The 18,925-nt window shown below is 65.9% G+C and carries 13 protein-coding genes and 4 tRNA genes; 9 read left to right on the top strand and 8 right to left on the bottom strand.

Annotation, left to right across the window (positions count from 1 at the left end):
• The first annotated feature begins 30 nt into the window (after positions 1-30).
• From GTP77_RS01830 to GTP77_RS01795, 8 genes are all read left to right on the top strand, one after another.
• Entirely contained in the window at positions 31-1,107 is a 1,077-nt protein-coding gene (locus GTP77_RS01830) for a PEP-CTERM sorting domain-containing protein (protein ID WP_161070438.1), read from the top strand.
• A gap of 33 nt (positions 1,108-1,140) precedes the next feature.
• On the top strand, positions 1,141-3,252 hold the full coding sequence (locus GTP77_RS01825; protein WP_229202030.1) for a S9 family peptidase: 2,112 nt from the start codon (positions 1,141-1,143) through the stop codon (positions 3,250-3,252).
• Positions 3,253-3,342: 90 nt separating this feature from the next.
• A tRNA-Val gene (locus tag GTP77_RS01820) sits at positions 3,343-3,418 on the top strand.
• 37 nt (positions 3,419-3,455) lie between these two features.
• Positions 3,456-3,532: transfer RNA gene (locus tag GTP77_RS01815), tRNA-Asp, on the top strand.
• Positions 3,533-3,581: 49 nt separating this feature from the next.
• Positions 3,582-3,657 (top strand) — tRNA-Val (locus tag GTP77_RS01810).
• A 36-nt stretch (positions 3,658-3,693) separates the two neighbouring features.
• Positions 3,694-3,770: transfer RNA gene (locus GTP77_RS01805), tRNA-Asp, on the top strand.
• 165 nt (positions 3,771-3,935) lie between these two features.
• Complete coding sequence (locus GTP77_RS01800; RefSeq protein WP_161070437.1) at positions 3,936-4,415, top strand: cyclic nucleotide-binding domain-containing protein; 480 nt, start codon at positions 3,936-3,938, stop codon at positions 4,413-4,415.
• A complete protein-coding gene (locus GTP77_RS01795; protein ID WP_161070436.1) occupies positions 4,415-5,548 on the top strand; it encodes an AI-2E family transporter in 1,134 nt (377 codons plus the stop codon). Before GTP77_RS01800 ends, GTP77_RS01795 begins: the two co-directional genes overlap by 1 nt.
• 42 nt (positions 5,549-5,590) lie before the next feature.
• Here the strand turns inward: GTP77_RS01795 and ahpF are convergent, their stop codons facing one another.
• The 5 genes from ahpF to GTP77_RS01770 form a co-directional block, all read right to left on the bottom strand.
• On the bottom strand, positions 5,591-7,177 hold the full coding sequence (gene ahpF / locus GTP77_RS01790) for an alkyl hydroperoxide reductase subunit F (RefSeq protein ID WP_161070435.1): 1,587 nt from the start codon (positions 7,175-7,177) through the stop codon (positions 5,591-5,593).
• Between the two features lie 73 nt (positions 7,178-7,250).
• Positions 7,251-7,814: an alkyl hydroperoxide reductase subunit C gene (gene ahpC / locus GTP77_RS01785; protein WP_107869450.1), complete on the bottom strand. Its 564-nt coding sequence runs from the start codon at positions 7,812-7,814 to the stop codon at positions 7,251-7,253.
• Positions 7,815-8,015: 201 nt separating this feature from the next.
• Positions 8,016-10,811, bottom strand: a complete 2,796-nt coding sequence (locus tag GTP77_RS01780; RefSeq protein ID WP_229202029.1) for an EAL domain-containing protein — start codon at positions 10,809-10,811, stop codon at positions 8,016-8,018.
• A gap of 39 nt (positions 10,812-10,850) precedes the next feature.
• Positions 10,851-12,284: an RCC1 domain-containing protein gene (locus tag GTP77_RS01775; RefSeq protein ID WP_161070434.1), complete on the bottom strand. Its 1,434-nt coding sequence runs from the start codon at positions 12,282-12,284 to the stop codon at positions 10,851-10,853.
• 171 nt (positions 12,285-12,455) lie between these two features.
• On the bottom strand, positions 12,456-14,822 hold the full coding sequence (locus GTP77_RS01770; RefSeq protein WP_161070433.1) for a YgiQ family radical SAM protein: 2,367 nt from the start codon (positions 14,820-14,822) through the stop codon (positions 12,456-12,458).
• Between the two features lie 190 nt (positions 14,823-15,012).
• Between GTP77_RS01770 and GTP77_RS01765 the strand changes: the two genes are divergently transcribed.
• Positions 15,013-15,525: a DUF1269 domain-containing protein gene (locus tag GTP77_RS01765; protein WP_161070432.1), complete on the top strand. Its 513-nt coding sequence runs from the start codon at positions 15,013-15,015 to the stop codon at positions 15,523-15,525.
• 95 nt (positions 15,526-15,620) lie between these two features.
• On the opposite strand, the gene GTP77_RS01760 is transcribed toward GTP77_RS01765, so the two are convergent.
• The 3 genes from GTP77_RS01760 to GTP77_RS01750 all read right to left on the bottom strand — a co-directional run bounded on the left by GTP77_RS01760 (position 15,621) and on the right by GTP77_RS01750 (position 18,842).
• Positions 15,621-15,917, bottom strand: coding sequence for a DUF4404 family protein (locus GTP77_RS01760; protein ID WP_161070431.1), 297 nt, complete (start codon positions 15,915-15,917; stop codon positions 15,621-15,623).
• Positions 15,918-15,974: 57 nt separating this feature from the next.
• Positions 15,975-16,595, bottom strand: a complete 621-nt coding sequence (locus tag GTP77_RS01755) for a hypothetical protein (RefSeq protein ID WP_161070430.1) — start codon at positions 16,593-16,595, stop codon at positions 15,975-15,977.
• A 96-nt stretch (positions 16,596-16,691) separates the two neighbouring features.
• Complete coding sequence (locus GTP77_RS01750; protein ID WP_229202028.1) at positions 16,692-18,842, bottom strand: M3 family metallopeptidase; 2,151 nt, start codon at positions 18,840-18,842, stop codon at positions 16,692-16,694.
• Between the last annotated feature and the right edge of the window lie 83 nt (positions 18,843-18,925).

The following is an 18,925-nucleotide window of genomic DNA, read 5'->3' as shown; positions in this document are numbered from 1 at the left end:
GCGCCAACTCCATCCGCTACGAGGCTGACCATGCAACTATCAAAAAGATTGCTGCTGCTATTGCTTTGCCCCATGCTGTCCGCGCCCGCGCTGGCCGCCGCGCCGCACTACAAATTCACCCTGCTCGGCAGCGGCAACACCAGCACCACCCGCATCAACAACGACGGCCTGGTGGTGGGCGTGCTGCAGGACCCCGTCGACAATACGCTGCGCAGCTATCTGTGGAAGGAAGGCGCCTACACCATGCTGGACACGCCCATCAACCGCGTGGGCGCCATCAGCGCCGACGGCAAGATCGCCGGCGAGGTCATCGACTTCAGCCCCGAAAGCTACCTGGCGCGGCCGGCCGTGTACGCCAGCGGCGCCACCACCATGGTGCCGGCGCCGATCGCGCCGCTGGACAAATACAACTACCTGAGCGGCATCAACAATGCAGGCAAGGTGGCGGGCACCCAGTACATCAACAGCGAAGGCTATGCCTACACCTCGTTCAACGGCGTCACCACGCTGCTGGGCGCGCTGGGCGGCACCCACAGCTACGTCGGCGGCATGAACGAGGCCGGCGTGGTGGCGGGCTCGGCGCAAGTGGCCAACGGCGACTTCCACCTGTTCCGCCACGACGGCAGCGGCATGGTGGACTTGGGCGCCCTCAGCGACGGCCGCTATATCAACGCCAACGACATCAACGACGCCGGCGTGGTGGTCGGCTCCGACGAGGTGGGCGAGGGTTCGGCCGCACACTACCGCGCCATTATTTACCAGGACGGCGTGATGCAGCCCCTGGGCACCTTCGCGCCCGGCCTGAACAGCTGGGCCATGGCCGTCAACAATGCGGGCCAGGTGATAGGCAACGGCAGCTTCAGCTTCCTGGTCAGCGAGGGCGTCACCTACAACCTGAACAGCCTGCTGCCAGCCAATAGCGGCTTTTACGTGAGCGCGGTGTACGACATCAACGACAGCGGCCAGATCACCGGCACCGCCTGCGGAGCGGGCCAGGGCTGCTTCGGCATGCTGCTCAGCCCGGTCCCCGAGCCGGGCGCCGGGCTGATGCTGCTGGCCGGCCTGGGCCTGCTTTACCGCTTACGCGGGAGGACGCGCTCCGTGTAGAATCATTGCACAAATAACCATAAAGGAGTGACCTTGAAACTGTCCCGCATCCTGCCGGCCTGCGCGCTTGCCGCAGTCCCGGCCTTTGCCGCCGATGTGGCGCCCGTTGCCGCCAAGACCCCATGGCAGGAAACGCGCCACGGCGAAGTCGTGACCGACGACTACCGCTGGCTGCAAAAGAAGGAAGACCCGGCCGTCATCGCCTACCTGAACGCCGAGAACAGCTACACCGAGGCGGCCACCGCCGCCAGCAAGCCGCTGGCGGACAAGCTGTACGCGGAAATCAAGGGCCGCATGCAGCCGGCGGACCTGTCGGTGCCTACCCGGCGCGGCAATTACTACTACTATTCGCGCATCGAGGCGGGCAAGCAGTACCAGCTCAACTGCCGCCGCCGCGCGGGCGCGGACATGGCCTACGACGAGAAGGCGCCGGAAGAAATCCTGCTGGACCAGAACGAGATGGCGCAGGACAAGAAGTACTTCGCCGTGGGCGCCATGGTGGTCAGCCCGGACGAGCGCCTGATGGCCTACACCACGGACGTGACCGGTTTCCGCCAGTACGAAATGCACGTCAAGGACCTGCAAACCGGCAAGCTGCTGCCGGCCACCATGCCGCGCGCCACGTCCATCGCCTGGGCCAGCGACAACAAGACGCTGTTCGTGACCCAGGAAGACGCCACCACCAAGCGCTCGGACCGCCTGTTCACCCTGGCCGTGGGCGGCGGCGCCCCGGTGCAGCGCTATCACGAGCCGGTGGAGCAGTTCGACATCCAGGTCAACCGCGACCGCGACGGCAAGCACCTGCTGCTGTCCATGCGCAGCACCGACACCACCGAGGTGCGCCTGCTGGACGCGGCCAAGCCCAACGGCACCTTCCGCGCCGTGCTGCCGCGCGAGAAAGGCCACCGCTACAGCGTCAGCCACCGCAACGGCATGCTCTACATCCGCACCGACAAGGACGCGAAAAACTTCCGCATCGTGGTGGCCCCGCTGGCCGCGCCGCAGCAGAAGAACTGGGTCGAGCTGGTGCCGCACGACAAGGACGTGCTGATCAACTCGGCCGACGTGTTCCAGCAGCACCTGGTGGTGAACGAAAAATCGCGCGCGCTGGCGCGCATCCGCCTGTACAGCTTCGCCAGCAAGACCTGGAAAACGGTGCAGTTCGACGACGCCGTGTACGCCGCCACCAATGCCGGCACGCCCGAGTTCACCGCGCGCCAGTTCCGCATTTCCTACCAGTCGCCGATCACGCCGCCGCAAGTGCTGGACGTGGACATGGACAGCGGCAAGCGCACCCTGCTCAAGCAGCAGCAGATCGTGGGCGGCTTCGACTTCAGCCAATACGAAAGCCGCCGCCTGTGGGCCACGGCGCGCGACGGCGTGCAGGTGCCGCTGTGGATCGTCTACAAGAAAGGCACGCCGCTCGACGGCAAGGCGCCGCTGCTGCTGTACGGCTACGGCTCCTACGGCGTGCCGAACGAAGCCGGCTTCTCGCTGGCCCGCCTGAGCCTGCTTGAACGCGGCGTCATCTACGCCGGCGCGCAGATTCGCGGCGGCAACGACCTGGGCGAGGACTGGCACAAGGACGGCATGCTGATGAAGAAGAAAAACACCTTCACCGACTTCATCGACAGCGCCGAATACCTGGTGCGCGAAAAATGGACCAGCCCCGAGCGCCTGGTGATCGACGGCCGCAGCGCCGGCGGCCTGCTGATGGGCGCGGTGCTGAATATGCGCCCCGAGCTGTTCCGCGCGGCCCACGTGGGCGTGCCCTTCGTGGACGTGATGAACACCATGATGGACGCCAGCCTGCCGCTGACCACCGGCGAATACCTGGAATGGGGCGACCCGAACCAGAAGGCGGCCTACGACTACATGCGCAGCTACTCGCCCTACGACAATATCGAGCGCAAGGCCTACCCGTCCATGCTGGTGACCACCGGCCTGAACGACAGCCAGGTGATGTACTGGGAGCCGGCCAAATACGTGGCCAAGCTGCGCGCGCACAAGACCGGCGACCAGCCGCTGCTGCTCAAAACCAATATGGGCGCCGGCCACGGCGGCGCGTCCGGACGCTTCAACGCCATCGGCGAAACGGCCTTCCTGCAGGCCTGGATGCTGTCGCAATGGGGTATCGCCGAGTGAGGAAATAAAAAAAATCTTGCGCAATAAAAAAGAGGCGTCTATAATTCGGCCTCCTTCAGACGTACTGACAAACGTCGGAGTGTTCCAGATGGGCGCTTAGCTCAGTTGGTAGAGCGGAGCCCTTACAAGGCTTAGGTCGGGAGTTCGAGCCTCTCAGCGCCCACCATCAAGAACACGGAAATGAAGCCAAGTTGCGCAAGCACGGAGCGGTAGTTCAGTTGGTTAGAATACCGGCCTGTCACGCCGGGGGTCGCGGGTTCGAGTCCCGTCCGCTCCGCCAGTTTTAGAAGTAAAGCGATATGCTGACACATATCGAGCATGGTCCAGATGGGCGCTTAGCTCAGTTGGTAGAGCGGAGCCCTTACAAGGCTTAGGTCGGGAGTTCGAGCCTCTCAGCGCCCACCATCGACGGACATGCGAAAAGCCAGTTGCGTAAGCAACGGAGCGGTAGTTCAGTTGGTTAGAATACCGGCCTGTCACGCCGGGGGTCGCGGGTTCGAGTCCCGTCCGCTCCGCCAGCATCCTGAAAAAGGCCTGATTCGTCAGGCCTTTTTCTATTTCCGCGCCCGTCCGGGTCCGCGATGTGTTTCCTTAACAACAAGCAGCAGCAGTCTGTCAGCCGCCGGCGGTCAAACCGGGCGACAATGTTGCTTTGCAATGTATGCCCCACGGAGCACCGCCCGATGTTCGGCTTCCTCAAAACCCACACCATGTCCCCGCGCCTGCACCGGCTGAAGCAGTCGGCGCTGTTCGCCACGCTCACGCCGCTGGAGCTCAAGATCGTGGACGATATGCTGCACGAGCGGCGCTACCTGGCCGACGAGATCATCTTCGACGAGGGCGAGGAAGGCCAAGCCCTGTACCTGGTGACGGCCGGCCGCGTGCTGATCACGCGCGCGCTCGACAGCGGCATGGAAGTCGTGGCCGAGATCGCGCCCGGCTCCTTCTTCGGCGACCTGGCCCTGCTCGACAATTCGCCCCGCAACGCCCAGGCCCGCGCGCTCGACAATTGCGAACTGGCGGTGTTCTTCCGCGCCGACTTCATGGGCCTGATGGAAACCGACGCCGTGGTGGGCTACAAGATCTCGCTCGCGCTGGCGCGCCACATTGCGCACCGGCTGCGCGAATGGATGGCGGGCAAGCCGCAGATCGAGGCGCTGTGATGCAGGCCTACGGCGGCGCCCCGCAGCAAGCCTCCGGCCCGGTGGTGTGGAGCGGCATTATCGCCGCCACCTGCGCCCTGCTGCTGATGCTGCAGCACACGCTGTGGCTGGCCATCCCCTTCCTGCTGGCCATCATCCTGTACTACCTGCTGATGCCGCCCATGCAGCGCCTGCTGCGCCTGGGCATGGGCCAGGGCCTGGCCGCGCTGCTGGTGGGCAGCAGCTTCCTGGTGGCCGTGGGGCTGGGCACACTGCTGCTCAACCTGTGGATGGCGGGGCCGTCCGAGCCCTGGCAAGACCTGCTGGCGCGCTACCTGAACGGCGGCCTGGGCTTCGTGCGCGGGCTGCTCGCTGCGCTCGAGGAGCGCTTCCCCATCCTGCGCGACATGCACCTGAGCCAGGCCGTGAACGCCCAGTTCGCCGCCTACAGCGAAGACTTCATGCAGCGCCACCTGACCGCCATCGTGGTGTCGGTGGCGGGCTGGCTGCCGGCCCTGCTGCTGGCGCCCTTCCTCACCTTCTTCTTCCTGCGCGACGGCCACCTGTTCAAGAAATTCCTGGCGCGCGCCGTGCCCAACGCCTTCTTTGAACGCACGCTGTGCCTGCTGCACGAGGTGGACCAGACCGCGCACCGCTACTTCCAGGGCATGCTCAAGCTCACCGTGCTCGACACGGCGGTGCTGGCCTTCGGCCTGTGGGCCATCGGCGTGTCCTCGCCGGTGCTGCTGGGGCTGATCGCGGCCATGCTGGCCTGGGTGCCCTATGTGGGCTCCATCGTCGGCTGCTGCATGGTGGTGATGGTGGCCTCCACCGACGCGCCGGGCGATCCGCTGGTGGCCTACAGCGCCATCGGCGTGTTCATCCTGGTGCGCCTGCTGGACGACTTCGTGTTCATGCCGCTGACCCTGGGGCGCAGCCTGCACATCCATCCGCTGATTACGGTGCTGATGATTTTTATCGGCGGCTCGGTGGCCGGGGTGGCGGGACTGATGCTGGTGTTGCCGCTGCTGGGCGTGGTGATGGTGGTGGGCGAAACGGTGGGCCGTCTGGTGACCAACCCGCGCCTGCGCGCCCGCCACCGCAACGCCAGGGCGCTGCGGGAAAAACAGGCCAGCGCCGACCTGGTGGTGTAAAAGGCCGGGGTCGGACCCAGTGGGTCCGACCCCAGGTTTGCCTTACGCTGCCACCGCGACCGGCGCAGCCACTTCCTCTTCGTCGCCCGAGCGTATCAGGTGGTCGAAGGCCGACAGCGCCGCCTTCGCGCCTTCGCCGGTGGCGATGATGATCTGCTTGTACGGTACCGTCGTCACGTCGCCGGCGGCAAACACGCCGGGGATGGAGGTCTGGCCGCGCGCATCGACTTCGATCTCGCCGTGCTTGGACAGGCTGACCGTGCCTTTCAGCCACTCGGTGTTGGGCACCAGGCCGATCTGCACGAACACGCCTTCCAGGTCCACGCGCTTGGCTTCACCGCTGACGCGGTCCTTGTAGCTCAGGCCGTTGACGATCTTGCCGTCGCCGTGGATCTCGGTGGTCTGCGCCGAGACGATCACGGTCACGTTGGCCAGGCTGCGCAGCTTGCGCTGCAGCACCGCGTCGGCGCGCAGTTCCGCGCCGAACTCGATCAAGGTCACGTGCTTGACCAGGCCGGCCAGGTCGATCGCCGCTTCCACGCCGGAGTTGCCGCCGCCGATCACCGCCACGCGCTTGCCCTTGAACAGCGGGCCGTCGCAGTGCGGGCAGTAGGCCACGCCGTGGTTGCGGTATTCCTTCTCGCCCGGCACATTGATTTCGCGCCAGCGGGCGCCGGTGGCCAGGATCACGGTTTTGCTCTTGAGCACGGCGCCACTGGCGGTGGTCACTTCCACCAGCTTGCCCGCGCTCAGCTGCGCGGCGCGCTGGGTGTTCATGATGTCCACGTCGTAGGCTTTCACGTGCTGCTCCAGCGCCACGGCGAATTTCGGGCCGTCGGTTTCGGTCACCGAGATGAAGTTCTCGATCGCCAGCGTGTCCAGCACCTGGCCGCCGAAGCGTTCCGACAGCACGCCGGTCTTGATGCCTTTGCGGGCGGCGTAGATGGCCGCTGCCGCGCCGGCGGGGCCGCCGCCGACGATGAGCACGTCGAACACGTCTTTCTTGCTCAGCTCTTCAGCCTGGCGGGCGCCGGCGTTGGTGTCCAGCTTGGCGAGGATCTCTTCCACGCTGGTGCGGCCCTGGCCGAAATGCGCGCCGTTCAGGAACATCATGGGCACGGCCATGATCTGGCGTTCCTCGACTTCTTTAGGGAACACGCCGCCGTCGATGGTGGTGACCTTGATGCGCGGGTTGATGACCGACATCGCGTTCAGCGCCTGCACCACTTCCGGGCAGTTGTGGCAGGTCAGCGAGATAAAGGTCTCGAAGTGGAAATCGCCTTCGAGGTTGCGGATCTGTTCGATCACGGCCTCGTCGAATTTGATGGTGTGGCCGCCCACCTGCAGCAGCGCCAGCACCAGCGAAGTGAATTCATGGCCCATCGGGATGCCGGCGAAAGTCACGGCGATATCGGTCCCGGGGCGGGTAATGGCGAACGAAGGCTTGCGCACGTCGCCGTCGGTCTTTTCGACCAGGGTGATCTTGTCGCTCAGCACGACGATGTCGGCGAGCAGTGCCTGCATTTCGCGGGCTTTGGCGGAATCATCCAGCGTCGCAACGATCTCAATCGGCTGCACGACCTTTTCCAAATAGGTTTTCAACTGGGTTTTGAGGGCTGCGTCCAACATGGTGTTTTCCTTTTTTTCGGTTGGCGCCGGGCAAATGCGCCGGCGCCTTACTACTCAGCTTAATGCTTGATGCTTAGATCTTGCCGACCAGGTCCAGCGACGGGGTCAGGGTTGCAGCGCCTTCGGTCCATTTTGCCGGGCAAACCTGGCCTGGGTGCTCGGCCACGTATTTGGCGGCTTTGACTTTGCGCAGCAGTTCGGAAGCGTCGCGGCCGATGCCGTTGTCGTGCACTTCCATCACTTTGATCTGGCCTTCAGGATTGATGACGAAGGTGCCGCGCAGTGCCAGGCCTTCTTCTTCGATCATGACTTCGAAGTTGCGCGACAGGGTGCCGGTTGGGTCGCCGATCAGCGGGTAGTTCACTTTCTTGATCGCGTCCGAGGTGTCGTGCCATGCTTTGTGGGCGAAGTGGGTGTCGGTCGAAATGCCGTACACGTCCACGCCCAGTTTGGCGAATTCAGGCTGGAAGTCAGCCAGGTCTTCCAGTTCGGTTGGGCACACGAAGGTGAAGTCGGCTGGGTAGAACATGAAGACGGACCACTTGCCTTTCAGCGACTCTTCGCTCAGGTCAATGAACTTGCCAGCGTGGTAAGCGGTTGCCTTGAATGGTTTTACTTGGGTATTGATCAGAGACATTGTGGTTTCCTCGTGAGGTTGTGTATCAGTGAGATGCCAGTTTAAGGCCAGCGCTGTCATTTGAAAAATTGATTGTTCCAATTATTCCAATTGACTTTGGCTATCGCCAGGCGATTGCCAGACCATTATTATCCCCGTTCCCGGGAAGATGCGTTGTCGCTTCGGCAGGGTTGCGTATCGGCGCCGTGAGATAACGCAAACTCAGGCGGCGACGGACTGGGCGCGCAGCAGCGCGTCGAACTCGGCGGCGGGGAGGGGGCGGGCGAACAGGTAGCCCTGGCCGTAGTCGCAACCGGCGGCGGCCAGCAGGGCGCGCTGCTCGGGGGTTTCCACGCCTTCGGCAATGACGCGCAGGCCCAGCTTGTGGGCCATGACGATGATGGCGTCCGACAGCGCCATGTCGCTCGAGTCCGGCGCCAGGTTGCGGGTGAAGCTGCGGTCTATCTTCAGGTAGTCGATGTCGAATTTCTTCAGGTAGGACAGCGAGGAGTAGCCGGTGCCGAAGTCGTCCAGCGCCACCTGGATGCCGCCGTCGCGCAGCTGCAGCAGCTGGTCGGTGACGCTGCTGCTGGCGTCGAGCAGCAGGCCCTCGGTGATCTCGATCACCACCGATTGGCCCGGCAGGCCCAGCTCGCCCAGCAGCGCCAGCCAGCTGTCGTAGCCGCCCTCGCGCTGGAACTCCAGCGGCGACTGGTTCACGCTGAGCTGGAACTCCGGATGCACTGCGCTGCGCCAGCGCTGCAGCCAGTGCGCCGATTCGCGGAACACCCAGCCGCCGATCTCGATAATGAGGCCGCTGGCCTCGGCCAGCGGTATGAATTCCAGCGGGCTGACCAGGCCGCGCACCGGGTGGCGCCAGCGCAGCAGCGCCTCGGCCTTGTGGATGCGGCCCGTCTTCAGGTGCACGATGGGCTGGAAGTACAGCTCCAGCTGCTGGCCCTTGACGGCGCCGCGCAGGTCGTTGGTCAGGCGCATGCGGTTCAGCGCCGCCACCTGCAGCGCCGGCGTGAAGTAGCTGAAGCGGTTGCGGCCCGCGCCCTTGGCCGCGTACATGGCCTGGTCGGCGTGCTTGAGCAGGTCCTCGATGGAGGCGGCGTCGTCCGGATACAGGGTGATGCCTATGCTGGCCGACACGAAGGCCTGCTCGCCGCCCAGCGGGAAGGGCGCGCGCAGGCTGTCGAGTATGGTCTGGGCGATGGTTTCCACCCGGCCCAGGTCGGCGGCGGCCAGCTCGCTCAGGATGACGGTGAATTCGTCGCCGCCCAGGCGCGCCACGGTGTCGCACTCGCGCACGCAGGCGCCGATGCGGTGCGCCGCGTCCACCAGCAGCACGTCGCCCTGGTGGTGGCCCAGCGTGTCGTTGACTTCCTTGAAGTGGTCCAGGTCGATGAACAGGATGGCGATGCGGCTGCCGTCGCGCCGGCACTTGACGATGGCCTGCTCCAGCCGGTTCTGGAACATGCGCCGGTTCGGCAGCTGGGTCAGGGTGTCGAAATTGGCCTGCTGCCACACCAGCGCCTCGGTCTGCTTCTTGTCGGTGATGTCCTCTATCATGCAGAGGTGGTGCGGCTGGCCGCCGGCGCCGCCCGCGTCCAGCGCGGTGATGGAGGCGTCCACCCACACCACCGAGCCGTCCGGCCGCAGCAATCGCTTGGCCAGCTTGAAGCCGGCGATGCGGCGCGCCGCCAGCTGCGCCACCTGCTCCTGCTCGGCCGGCACGTCGTCCGGGTGGCTGATGTCGCGCCAGCTGCTGGCCTTCATCTGCTCCAGCGTGCGGCCGGCGATCTCCAGGTAGCGCGGGTTGATGTCGCGGAACTGGCCGCTGGCGGTGTCGATCAGCGCGATGCCCATGGGCGCCGCCTCGAACATGGTGCGGAAGCGCGCCTCGCCTTCGCGAATGGCTTGCTGGGCGCGGCCGCGCTCGCGCGCCAGCAGCGCCATGTGCACGCCCGCCCCCAGCAGCAGCAGCACGCCGCCGGCCGCCAGCGCGCGGTACAGCCAGGCCAGCGCGCGGCCGCCGTCGGCCTGGTACAGGAAGCCGTCGAAGCCGGCGCCGCGCTCGATCAGGCCCAGTTCGGTGTACACGTCGGCGATATGCTGCCAGCGGTCCGGGTTCATATAGCCCACTTCCACCAGCACCGGCTGCACCAGCGCCACCATGGCGCGCGCCTCGTACAGCAGGTGGCGGCGGTCGTTGCGGCGCGAATACTTGTTCAGGATGAGGTCGGCGGTTTCCTCCTGGTGGCTCATGGCGTACTGCCAGCCGCGCATGCTGGCGGCGCGGAAAGCCTTGACCCGTTCCGGATGGGCTTTGAGTTCCTGCTCGCTGGTGAACAGATTGTCGCCGTAGAAATCGATGCCGGCGTTGCGCGGGCTGTACAGGTCGTAGGGAAAGCCGGCCCGGTCCAGCAGGTCCGGCTCGTTGGTGACGTAGACCGACATGGCGTCGACCTTGCCCGAGATGAGGTCGTCCGGGTTGTAGCTGTGCTCCAGGCGCCGCAGGCTGCCCGGCGCGATGCCCTCCTTGCGCAGGTAGGCCATCAGCTCGTCGGCCTGGTTCAGGTCGTCGGACAGCGAGCCTATCATCACGCGCTTGCCGGCCACCCGGTGCACGTCCGGCGCGCCCGCGCCTTGCGCCATCGCCAGCGCATACGGGGAATGCTGGAACACCACGCCCAGCACCACCACCGGCTTGCCGGCCAGGCGCGCCAGCAGCAGGCTGCTGTCGCCCACGCCGTAGTCGGCCTGCCCTGCCAGCACCCGGCGCTCGGGCTCGCGGCCGCCCGTGCCTTCGCGGATCTGCACGTCCAGTCCCGCTTCGCGGTAATAGCCCTGCTCCAGCGCCGCGTAATAGCCGGCGAACTGGAACTGGTGGCTATGCTTGAGCTGAAGCACCACCCGCTCCTGGGCCAGCGCCAGCGCGGGCAGCACGCAGCAGGCGCAGACCGCCGCCAGGCGGGCCAGCAGGCGAGGCAGTGCGGTCAGGCGGCGCGGCAAGGCGGGTCCGGTTCAGCGCGGGGACGGTGGCTGCGGTCCCTACTGCACCACCAGCACGGGGACGGGCTGGTCGGTGTTCTGGCCGTTGCCCAGCTGGCCGTCGGCGTTCAGGCCCCAGGTCCACAGGGTATTGTCGAGCAGCATGCCCATGCTGTGGGCGGTGCCGGCCGAGGCCGAGGTCCAGCCGTTGGACGTGCCGATCTGCACCGGCGCGGTCTGGTCCACCAGGGTGTTGTTGCCAACCTGGCCGTTGCCGTTGGCCCCCCAGGCCCACAAGGTGCCGTCGGTGCGGATGGCCACCGTGTGCTTCAGGCCGGCCGACACCACGGACCAGTTGTTGGCCGTGCCCGCCAGCAGCACCTGCACCGGCACGGAGGAATTGGTGGTGGTGCTCAGGCCCAGCTGGCCGGCGGCGTTGTCGCCCCAGGTCCACAGGGTGCCGTCGGTGCGGATCGCTGCCGAATGGCCGCCGCCGGCCGAGACGCTGGCCCAGCTTTGCGTGCCGATCTTCACCGGCGCGGTGACGGCGGTGGCGCTGGCCGAGCCGTTGCCGAGCTGGCCGGTGGTATTGCCGCCCCAGGCCATCAGCGAGCCGTCGCTGCGGCGGCCCAGGGAATGGATGTCGCCGGCCGCCACAGCGGTCCAGGTGTCGGTGCCGATCTTCACCGGCGCCAGGCGCGGCAGCACGGTGCCGTCGCCCAGCTGGCCGTTGAAGTTGCGGCCCCAGGCCCACAGCGCGCCCTTGTCGTCGATGCCCAGGCTGTGCGCCTTGCCGGCCGCCACGTAGAGCCACTTGCCGGTGCCGATCTTGGTCGGCACCAGCTTGTCCACCGAGGTGCCGTCGCCCAGCTGGCCGTTCTGGTTGAAGCCCCAGGCCCACAGCGAGCCGTCGGCGCGCAGCGCCAGCGTGTGGAACTCACCCGCCGCGATCTGCTTCCAGGTGGTATTGGCGCCCGCAACCAGCGCCGGCTTGCTGCGGCCTATGGTGGTGTTGTCGCCCAGCTGGCCTTGCAGATTGGCGCCCCAGGCGTACAGATTCCCGTCCTGGTGGCGCACCACATTGTGCTTGCCGCCAGCGACGGCCGCGGCCCACTGGCCCTTCACCGTCACATTGACGCTGCCGGTGACCGTGCCGACGGTGGCGGTCACGGTGTCGGTGCCGACTTCCTTGGCGGTGACCAGGCCGCTGCCCGCCACCACGCTCAGCGCCGGGCCTTTGACGGTCCAGGTGACGCCGGTGGCCACGGCGGCGCTCTTGCCGTCCGAATAGGTGCCGGTGGCGACCATTTGCTGGGTTGCGCCTATCGCCAGCGTGGCGGTGGCCGGCGTGACCGCGAGCGACACCAGCGTCGGGGTAGTGGGCGTGGTGGGCGTGGTCGGGGTGGTGCTGCCGCCACCGCCGCCGCCGCAGGCGGCCAGCAGCGCCAGCACGGGCGCCAGGACCAGTTTTTTCAAGCTGAGGGTGTTTTTCATTTTCTTCCAGTCAGTGTCGCGAATGCAGGGGCGCGAGTCTGCCGCCAGTGTAGCCGCATCCCGCGCGCCGCGATCAGGGGAGCTGGGCAGAATTATCCATGCTATTGGGGAAAATGAGGGGATAAAACAACACCGCCCCTGGCAGGGGCGGTGTTGTTGGAGGAGGCTGGCTTATTTGCGGCCGCGCGGTGCGGCCGGAGGACGGCCGCCCTTGGCCGGCGCCGCCGGCGCTGCGGCCGGCTTGGCTTTCACCTTGATGGTGTCCAGGATGGACGGACGCACCTTGGTCTCCGTGCTTTCACGCGCGGTCAGCGAACCGGTCAGCGCATTGGCGCGGGCGCCGCGGCCCACCACGCCCATCGCTTCGCGGCCGCTGCGCGTGCCCGGCACGCCGGCGCGCGGCTTGGCCGCCGTCTTGGCGCCCGGCGCCGCCATCGGCATGGCGCGCTTGCCTTCCGGCGCGGCCTTGAAGTTCTCCTCGCCGGCCTGCCAGAACGGGATCAGATGCTTCTCGCCGTTGCCGATCAGGTCGCCGCGTCCCATGCGCCGCAGCGCGTCGCGCAGGATGGGCCAGTTCTTCGGATCGTAGTAGCGCAGGAAAGCCTTGTGCGCGGTGCGCTGCTTCTGGTTGCGCGGAGTTTCCACCACTTCCGAATCCTCGGTCACCTTGTGCAGCGGATTCTTGCGCGAATGGTACATGGCGCTGGCCATGGCCATCGGGGTCGGCATGAAGGTCTGCACCTGGTCCAGGCGGAAGTTGTTCTTCTTCAGCCACAGCGCCAGGTTCAGCATGTCCTCGTCCGTCGTGCCCGGGTGGGCCGCGATGAAGTAAGGAATCAGGTACTGCTTCTTGCCGGCCTCGATCGAGTATTTCTCGAACATGGCCTTGAACTCGTCGTAGGCGCCGATGCCGGGCTTCATCATCTTGCTCAGCACGCCGCTTTCGGTGTGCTCGGGCGCGATCTTCAGCAGGCCGCCCACGTGGTGGGTCACCAGCTCCTTGACGTACTCGGGCGAACGCACGGCCAGGTCGTAGCGCAGGCCGGACTGGATCAGGATCTTCTTCACGCCCTTGATCTCGCGCGCCTTGCGGTACAGCTGGGTCAGCTTGTTGTGGTTGGTGTTCAGGTTGACGCAGATCGACGGGTACACGCACGACAGGCGGCGGCAGCTCTCCTCGATGGCCTTGTCCTTGCACGTCAGGCGGTACATATTGGCGGTCGGGCCGCCCAGGTCGGAGATGATGCCGGTGAAGCCCTTGGTCTTGTCGCGGATGTGCTCGATCTCGCGCAGGATGGACGGCTCCGAGCGGCTCTGGATGATGCGGCCTTCGTGCTCGGTGATCGAGCAGAAGGTGCAGCCGCCGAAGCAGCCGCGCATGATGTTGACCGAGAAGCGTATCATTTCCCAGGCCGGGATATTGGCGTTGCCGTAGCTCGGGTGCGGGGCGCGCGTGTATTCCATGTCGTAGACGTTGTCCATCTCGTCCATGGCCAGCGGCAGCGGCGGCGGGTTCATCCACACGTCGCGGTCACCGTGCTGCTGCACCAGCGCGCGCGCATTGCCGGGATTCGATTCCAGGTGGAACACGCGCGAGGCGTGCGCGTACATCACCGGGTCGTCCTTGACCACGTCGTAGCTCGGCAGGCGCACCACGGTGCGGTTGTGCTTTTCCTTGGCCATGGCCTGGCGCTCTTCGCGCGTCATGATGCGGATAGGCTTGACGGTCGGCTCCGGCGCCGCGTTCTCGGTGGCGCACTCCTTCTTGTCTTCCTTGGCCATCGCATACGGGTCCGGATGCGGGTCGATGCGGCCCGGCACGTCCACGCGGGTGGAGTTGTGCACGCCCCAGTCCTCGCCCGGCATCCAGCCCAGCGGCACCAGGAAGGCGGTGCCGCGCAGGTCCTTGATGTCCTTGATGTTTTCACCGGCGTCCATGCGGCGCGTCATGTCGACCAGCGCGCGCTCGGCGTTGCCGAAGATCAGCAGGTCGGCCTTGGATTCGGTCAGCACCGACTTGCGCACCTTGTCCGACCAGTAGTCGTAGTGGGCGATGCGGCGCAGCGACGCTTCGATCGAGCCGATCACCACCGGCGTGCCGGGATAGGCTTCGCGCGCGCGCTGGGCGTACACGGTGACGGCGCGGTCCGGGCGCTTGTTCGGCGCGCCGTCCGGCGTGTAGGCGTCGTCCGAGCGCGGCTTGCGGTCGGCCGTGTAGCGGTTGACCATGGAGTCCATATTGCCGGCGGTGATGCCGAAGTACAGGCGCGGCTTGCCCAGCGCCCGGAACGGGTCCACCGACAGCCAGTCCGGCTGGCTGATGATGCCGACCTTGTAGCCCTGCGCCTCCAGCAGGCGGCCGACCAGGGCCATGCCGAAGCTCGGATGGTCGATATAGGCGTCGCCGGTGACGAGGATCACGTCGCACTGGTCCCATCCCAGCGCGTCCATCTCGGCGCGGGACATGGGCAGGAAAGGCGCGCTGGCAGCGCGGGCAGACCGCTTGGGAACGGCCGCAAATAAATTGGTAGGGGTCATAGGGACAGGATTGTACCGGAAATGCGCCCCGCCTGCTCAAGCGATAGGCACAATCAATTGGAAATTCTTTTAATTTTCAATAACTTGTGAATCATGGGCAAGCGTGACACCCAGACAAAAAATTAAGGGCAATGCATTGCCTTTGCTGTCAATTTTGCTATAACGAGAAGAACACACCTAGGAGATCACCATGCGACGCCGCCTCTATTTTGTGCTACCGGACATCCCCAGCGCCCGCGCCATGCTCGATGAAATGCTGCTGGCCCGTATCGAAGAACGCCACATGAAGTTCATGGCCAAGGAGGGCACGCTGCCGGACGACATGCCCGATTGCAGCTTCCTGCAGCGCACGGACCTGGTGCACGGCGCCCAGCTGGGCATGGTGATCGGCGGCATTGTCGGCCTGGCGGCGGCGGTGTTCCTGACCGTGTTCCCTCCCGACGGCATCACCCTGCGCACCGCCGCCATCCTGCTGGTGGCGCTGGGCGGCGCCATATTCGGCGGCTGGGCCTCCGGCATGAACGCGGCGGCCGTGCCGAACAAGAAACTGGAACAGTTCGCGCCCGCCATCGAGCGCGGGCAGGTATTGATGATCGTGGACGTGCCGCCCCGGCGCGTGCTCGAAGTGGAGGAGATGATCGCCAAGCGGCATCCCGAAATCAGCTTTGGCGGTATTGAACCGCCCATGCTGGCGTTTCCGTAACGCTGGCTGCCCGGGAGCCGGTCCCAGCAAGGCCGGCGGCCCCGGGTACCTCTCAGTGGCAAGGCAGCGGGCGGCGCTACGGCGCCGTCCGCTTTTTATATGCCCATATTGCCCAGGATGCGCCCCAGTTCGCGCAGCGCCGGCTCCAGCGTGGGATGCTTGACGGCGAATTTGGCGGAAATTTCCTGGGTGCGCTCGGCCAGGCCGTAGGTGGTGGTGGCGTCCGCACCGGCCAGGCCAGCATCCTGCTGCGCCACGCGGCGCTCCAGCAATTGCTTGATATCGCCGTCGAGCTGCGTCAGCAAATCCAGCAGCTCCTCGTCCACCGGCCCCGGCGCGCTGGCCAGTTCGGCGTGCACAGTCTTCAACGATGCCTTCAGATTGCTGTCCATGGTCCGTCCCTTAAGTTGTCGTCCTAGTGGATTTATACACCCAATTGACCCGGCCAGCTATGACCTGGATCCACGCAGCCATTCGGCATGGGCGCAGGATGGAAAGGCGTCGGCAAAGGCGGCGCGCAGCGTGCCCAGCGAAGGCCAGTCGCGCGACAGGCCGTCGATCTGCTCGACGCTGACCGAATTGACGTGATCCATCATATTGAGTTCGCCCAGCTCGCCCATGGCGAAGATCTCGGCCAGTTCCTCCAGCTCGGCCTGGCCCAGCTGGCGCAGCGGGCCGGGCGGCACGCCCACCACCAGGTCGGCCATGCCGTCGATGGCGCGCAGCTGCCAGCCCAGCAGTTCGCCGTCTATGGCCAGCACCTCGTCGCCGGCCTGCGCTTCGAGGTAGATGGGGGCATTGCGCGGCGGCACGCCGATGTCGATCAGCCAGCCCTCGCCCCGCACCGGCAGGGCGCCGGACGCGGCGGCCCGCTCGCGGAACTCGGGCGCATTGCGCACCGCCAGGCTCAGGCGCAGCAGCTTGCCGTCGACCGGGTCCGGCCCCAGCTCCCAGCCCAGGTCCGGGTAGTCCTCCAGCGCCTCGCCCACCAGGGCGACGAATTCCTCCTGGCCCAGGCTGTCCAGTTGATTCATGGCTTGCGCCAGCTTATCCAGCAATTGCTTCATCATGCTCTCCGAGTAATGCTCACAGCGACATGATAACCCTGCGCAGCACGGCGCTGCGCAGGGCGGGGACTTGCTTCCTGCTTCGACGTTGCTAAATTGTTACTTTCCGCTCAGGCCACGGCGCTCCAGCAGCGGCTCTATCCTGGCGTCGCGGCCGCGGAAGTTGCGGAACAGTTCCAGCGCGTCCGCCGTGCCGCCGCGCGACAGCAGGGTCTTGCGGAACCAGTCGCCGTTCTTGCGCTGCAGGCCGCCGTTTTCCTTGAACCATTCCACCGTGTCCGCGTCCAGCTTTTCGCTCCACAGATAGGCATAGTAGCCGGCCGCGTAGCCGCCCGAGAAGGTGTGCGAGAAATAGGTGGTGCGGTAGCGCGGCGGCACCGGCGCGTAGGCGACGCCGGCGTCCTTCAGCGCGGCCGCTTCGAAGGCCAGCACGTCGGCCGGCATCTGCGCGGCGGTCAGCTGGTGCCAGCGCTGGTCCACCAGCGACGAGGCCAGGTACTCGGTGGTGGCGAAGCCCTGGTTGAATTTCTTCGATGCCGCCACTTTTTCCAGCAGTTCCTTCGGCATCGCCTCGCCGGTCTTGTAGTGGCGCGCGTAGTTGGCCAGCACTTCCGGCTGCACCATCCACATCTCGTTCACCTGCGACGGGTATTCCACGAAGTCGCGCGGCACGCTGGTGCCGGAGAAGCGCGGGTACTTCACGTTGGAGAACATGCCGTGCAGCGCGTGGCCGAATTCGTGGAAGGCGGTCTTCACCTCGTCCACCGTCAGCAGGGTGGGCTCGCCGACCGGCGGCTTGGGAATGTTCAGGTGGTTGGCCACCACGGACTTGGTGCCCATCAGCGCGGACTGCGACACGTATTCATTCATCCAGGCGCCGCCCTGCTTCGATGGGCGCGCGTACATGTCGGCCAGGAAGATGGCCAGCTGCTTGCCGTCGGCGTCGAACACATCGTACACCTTGACGTCCGGATGGTAGACCGGCAGATCCTTGCGCTCCTTGAACGACAGACCGTACAGCTTGCCCGCCGCGAAGAACACGCCCTTCTCCAGCACATTGTTGAGTTCGAAATAAGGCTTCAGCTGGTTGCCGTCAAAGCTGAAGCGCTGGGCGCGCACCTTGTCGGTGTAGTAGGACCAGTCGGCGGCGCCGATCTGCAGGCCGGCTTTTTCCGCGTCGGCCACCGCCTGCAGGTCGGCCGCTTCCTTGCGCGCATTGCTCACGGCCGGCTTGGCCAGCTCGGCCAGCAGGGTGTTGACGGCGCTGGTGGACTTGGCGGTCTGGTCTTCCAGCGAATAGGCCGCGTAGTTCGGGTAGCCCAGCAGCGCGGCCTTGTCGGCGCGCAGCCTGGCGATCTTCAGCACATTGGCGCGGTTGTCGAAGTCGCCGCCGTGGCTGCCGCGCGCCAGCGACAAGTCCATCATGCGCTTGCGGGTGGCCGGGTTGGTCAGCACGGACAGCGCCGCCTGGCCGGTGGTGTTGGTCAGCGCGACGGCGAACTTGCCGTCCAGGCTGCGCGCCTTGGCGGCGGCGGCGGCCGCGTCGATGGCGGCTTCGGACATGCCGGCCAGCTCGGCGCGGCTGTCCACCACCAGCGCGCTGGCGTTGATTTCCTTCAGCACGTTTTGCTGGAAGGCGGTCTGCAGCGTGGCCAGCTCGCCGTTCAGCACTTTCAGTTTTTCCTTGTCGGCGGCGGACAGCCTGGCGCCGGCGCGCACGAAATCGGTGTGGTAGCGTTCCAGCAGGTGCTTGGATTCGGCGTCCAAGCCCAGCTTGGCGCGCCGCTCGTACAACGATTTCACGCGCGCGTACAGCTTGGGATTCAGGTAGATGGCGTCGTTGTGCGCGGCCAGCTTGGGCGACATCTCGGTGTCGATCGCGTCCAGCTGGGCATTGGTGTTGGCGCCCTGCAGATTGCTGAAGGTGGTGGACACGCGCGTCAGCAGCTGGCCGGAGCGCTCCATGGCCACAACGGTATTGTCGAAGGTGGCGGGCTTGGCGTTGTTCGCGATGGCCTCGATTTCCTTCAGCTGCTGCGCCATGCCTTCAGCGTACGCCGGCGCGAAATGCTCGTCCTTGATCAAGTCGAACTGCGGATAGTGGAAGGGCAGCGGGCTGAGCTTGAAGAAAGGATTGCCGGCCTGGGCCACGGCGGCGGCCGGAGCAGCGGCCGCTTCGGCGGCGTAGGCGAACGGGGTCAGCGCCAGGCCGAGGCTGGCTGCGAGTACGAGCATCTGGGGACGGGACATAGCATCTTTCATGAAGTGGACCAGGGACGGAAGCCAACGATCATAGCAGGTGGTCTATACAACGTCACCCGCAATCCATGGTG

This window comes from Pseudoduganella aquatica (genome assembly GCF_009857595.1).
In the GTDB taxonomy this organism is placed as follows: Bacteria; Pseudomonadota; Gammaproteobacteria; order Burkholderiales; family Burkholderiaceae_D; genus Rugamonas; species Rugamonas aquatica_A.
The sequence above is the reverse complement of the archived record's forward strand: the minus strand, read 5'-3'. Positions and strand labels throughout refer to the sequence as shown.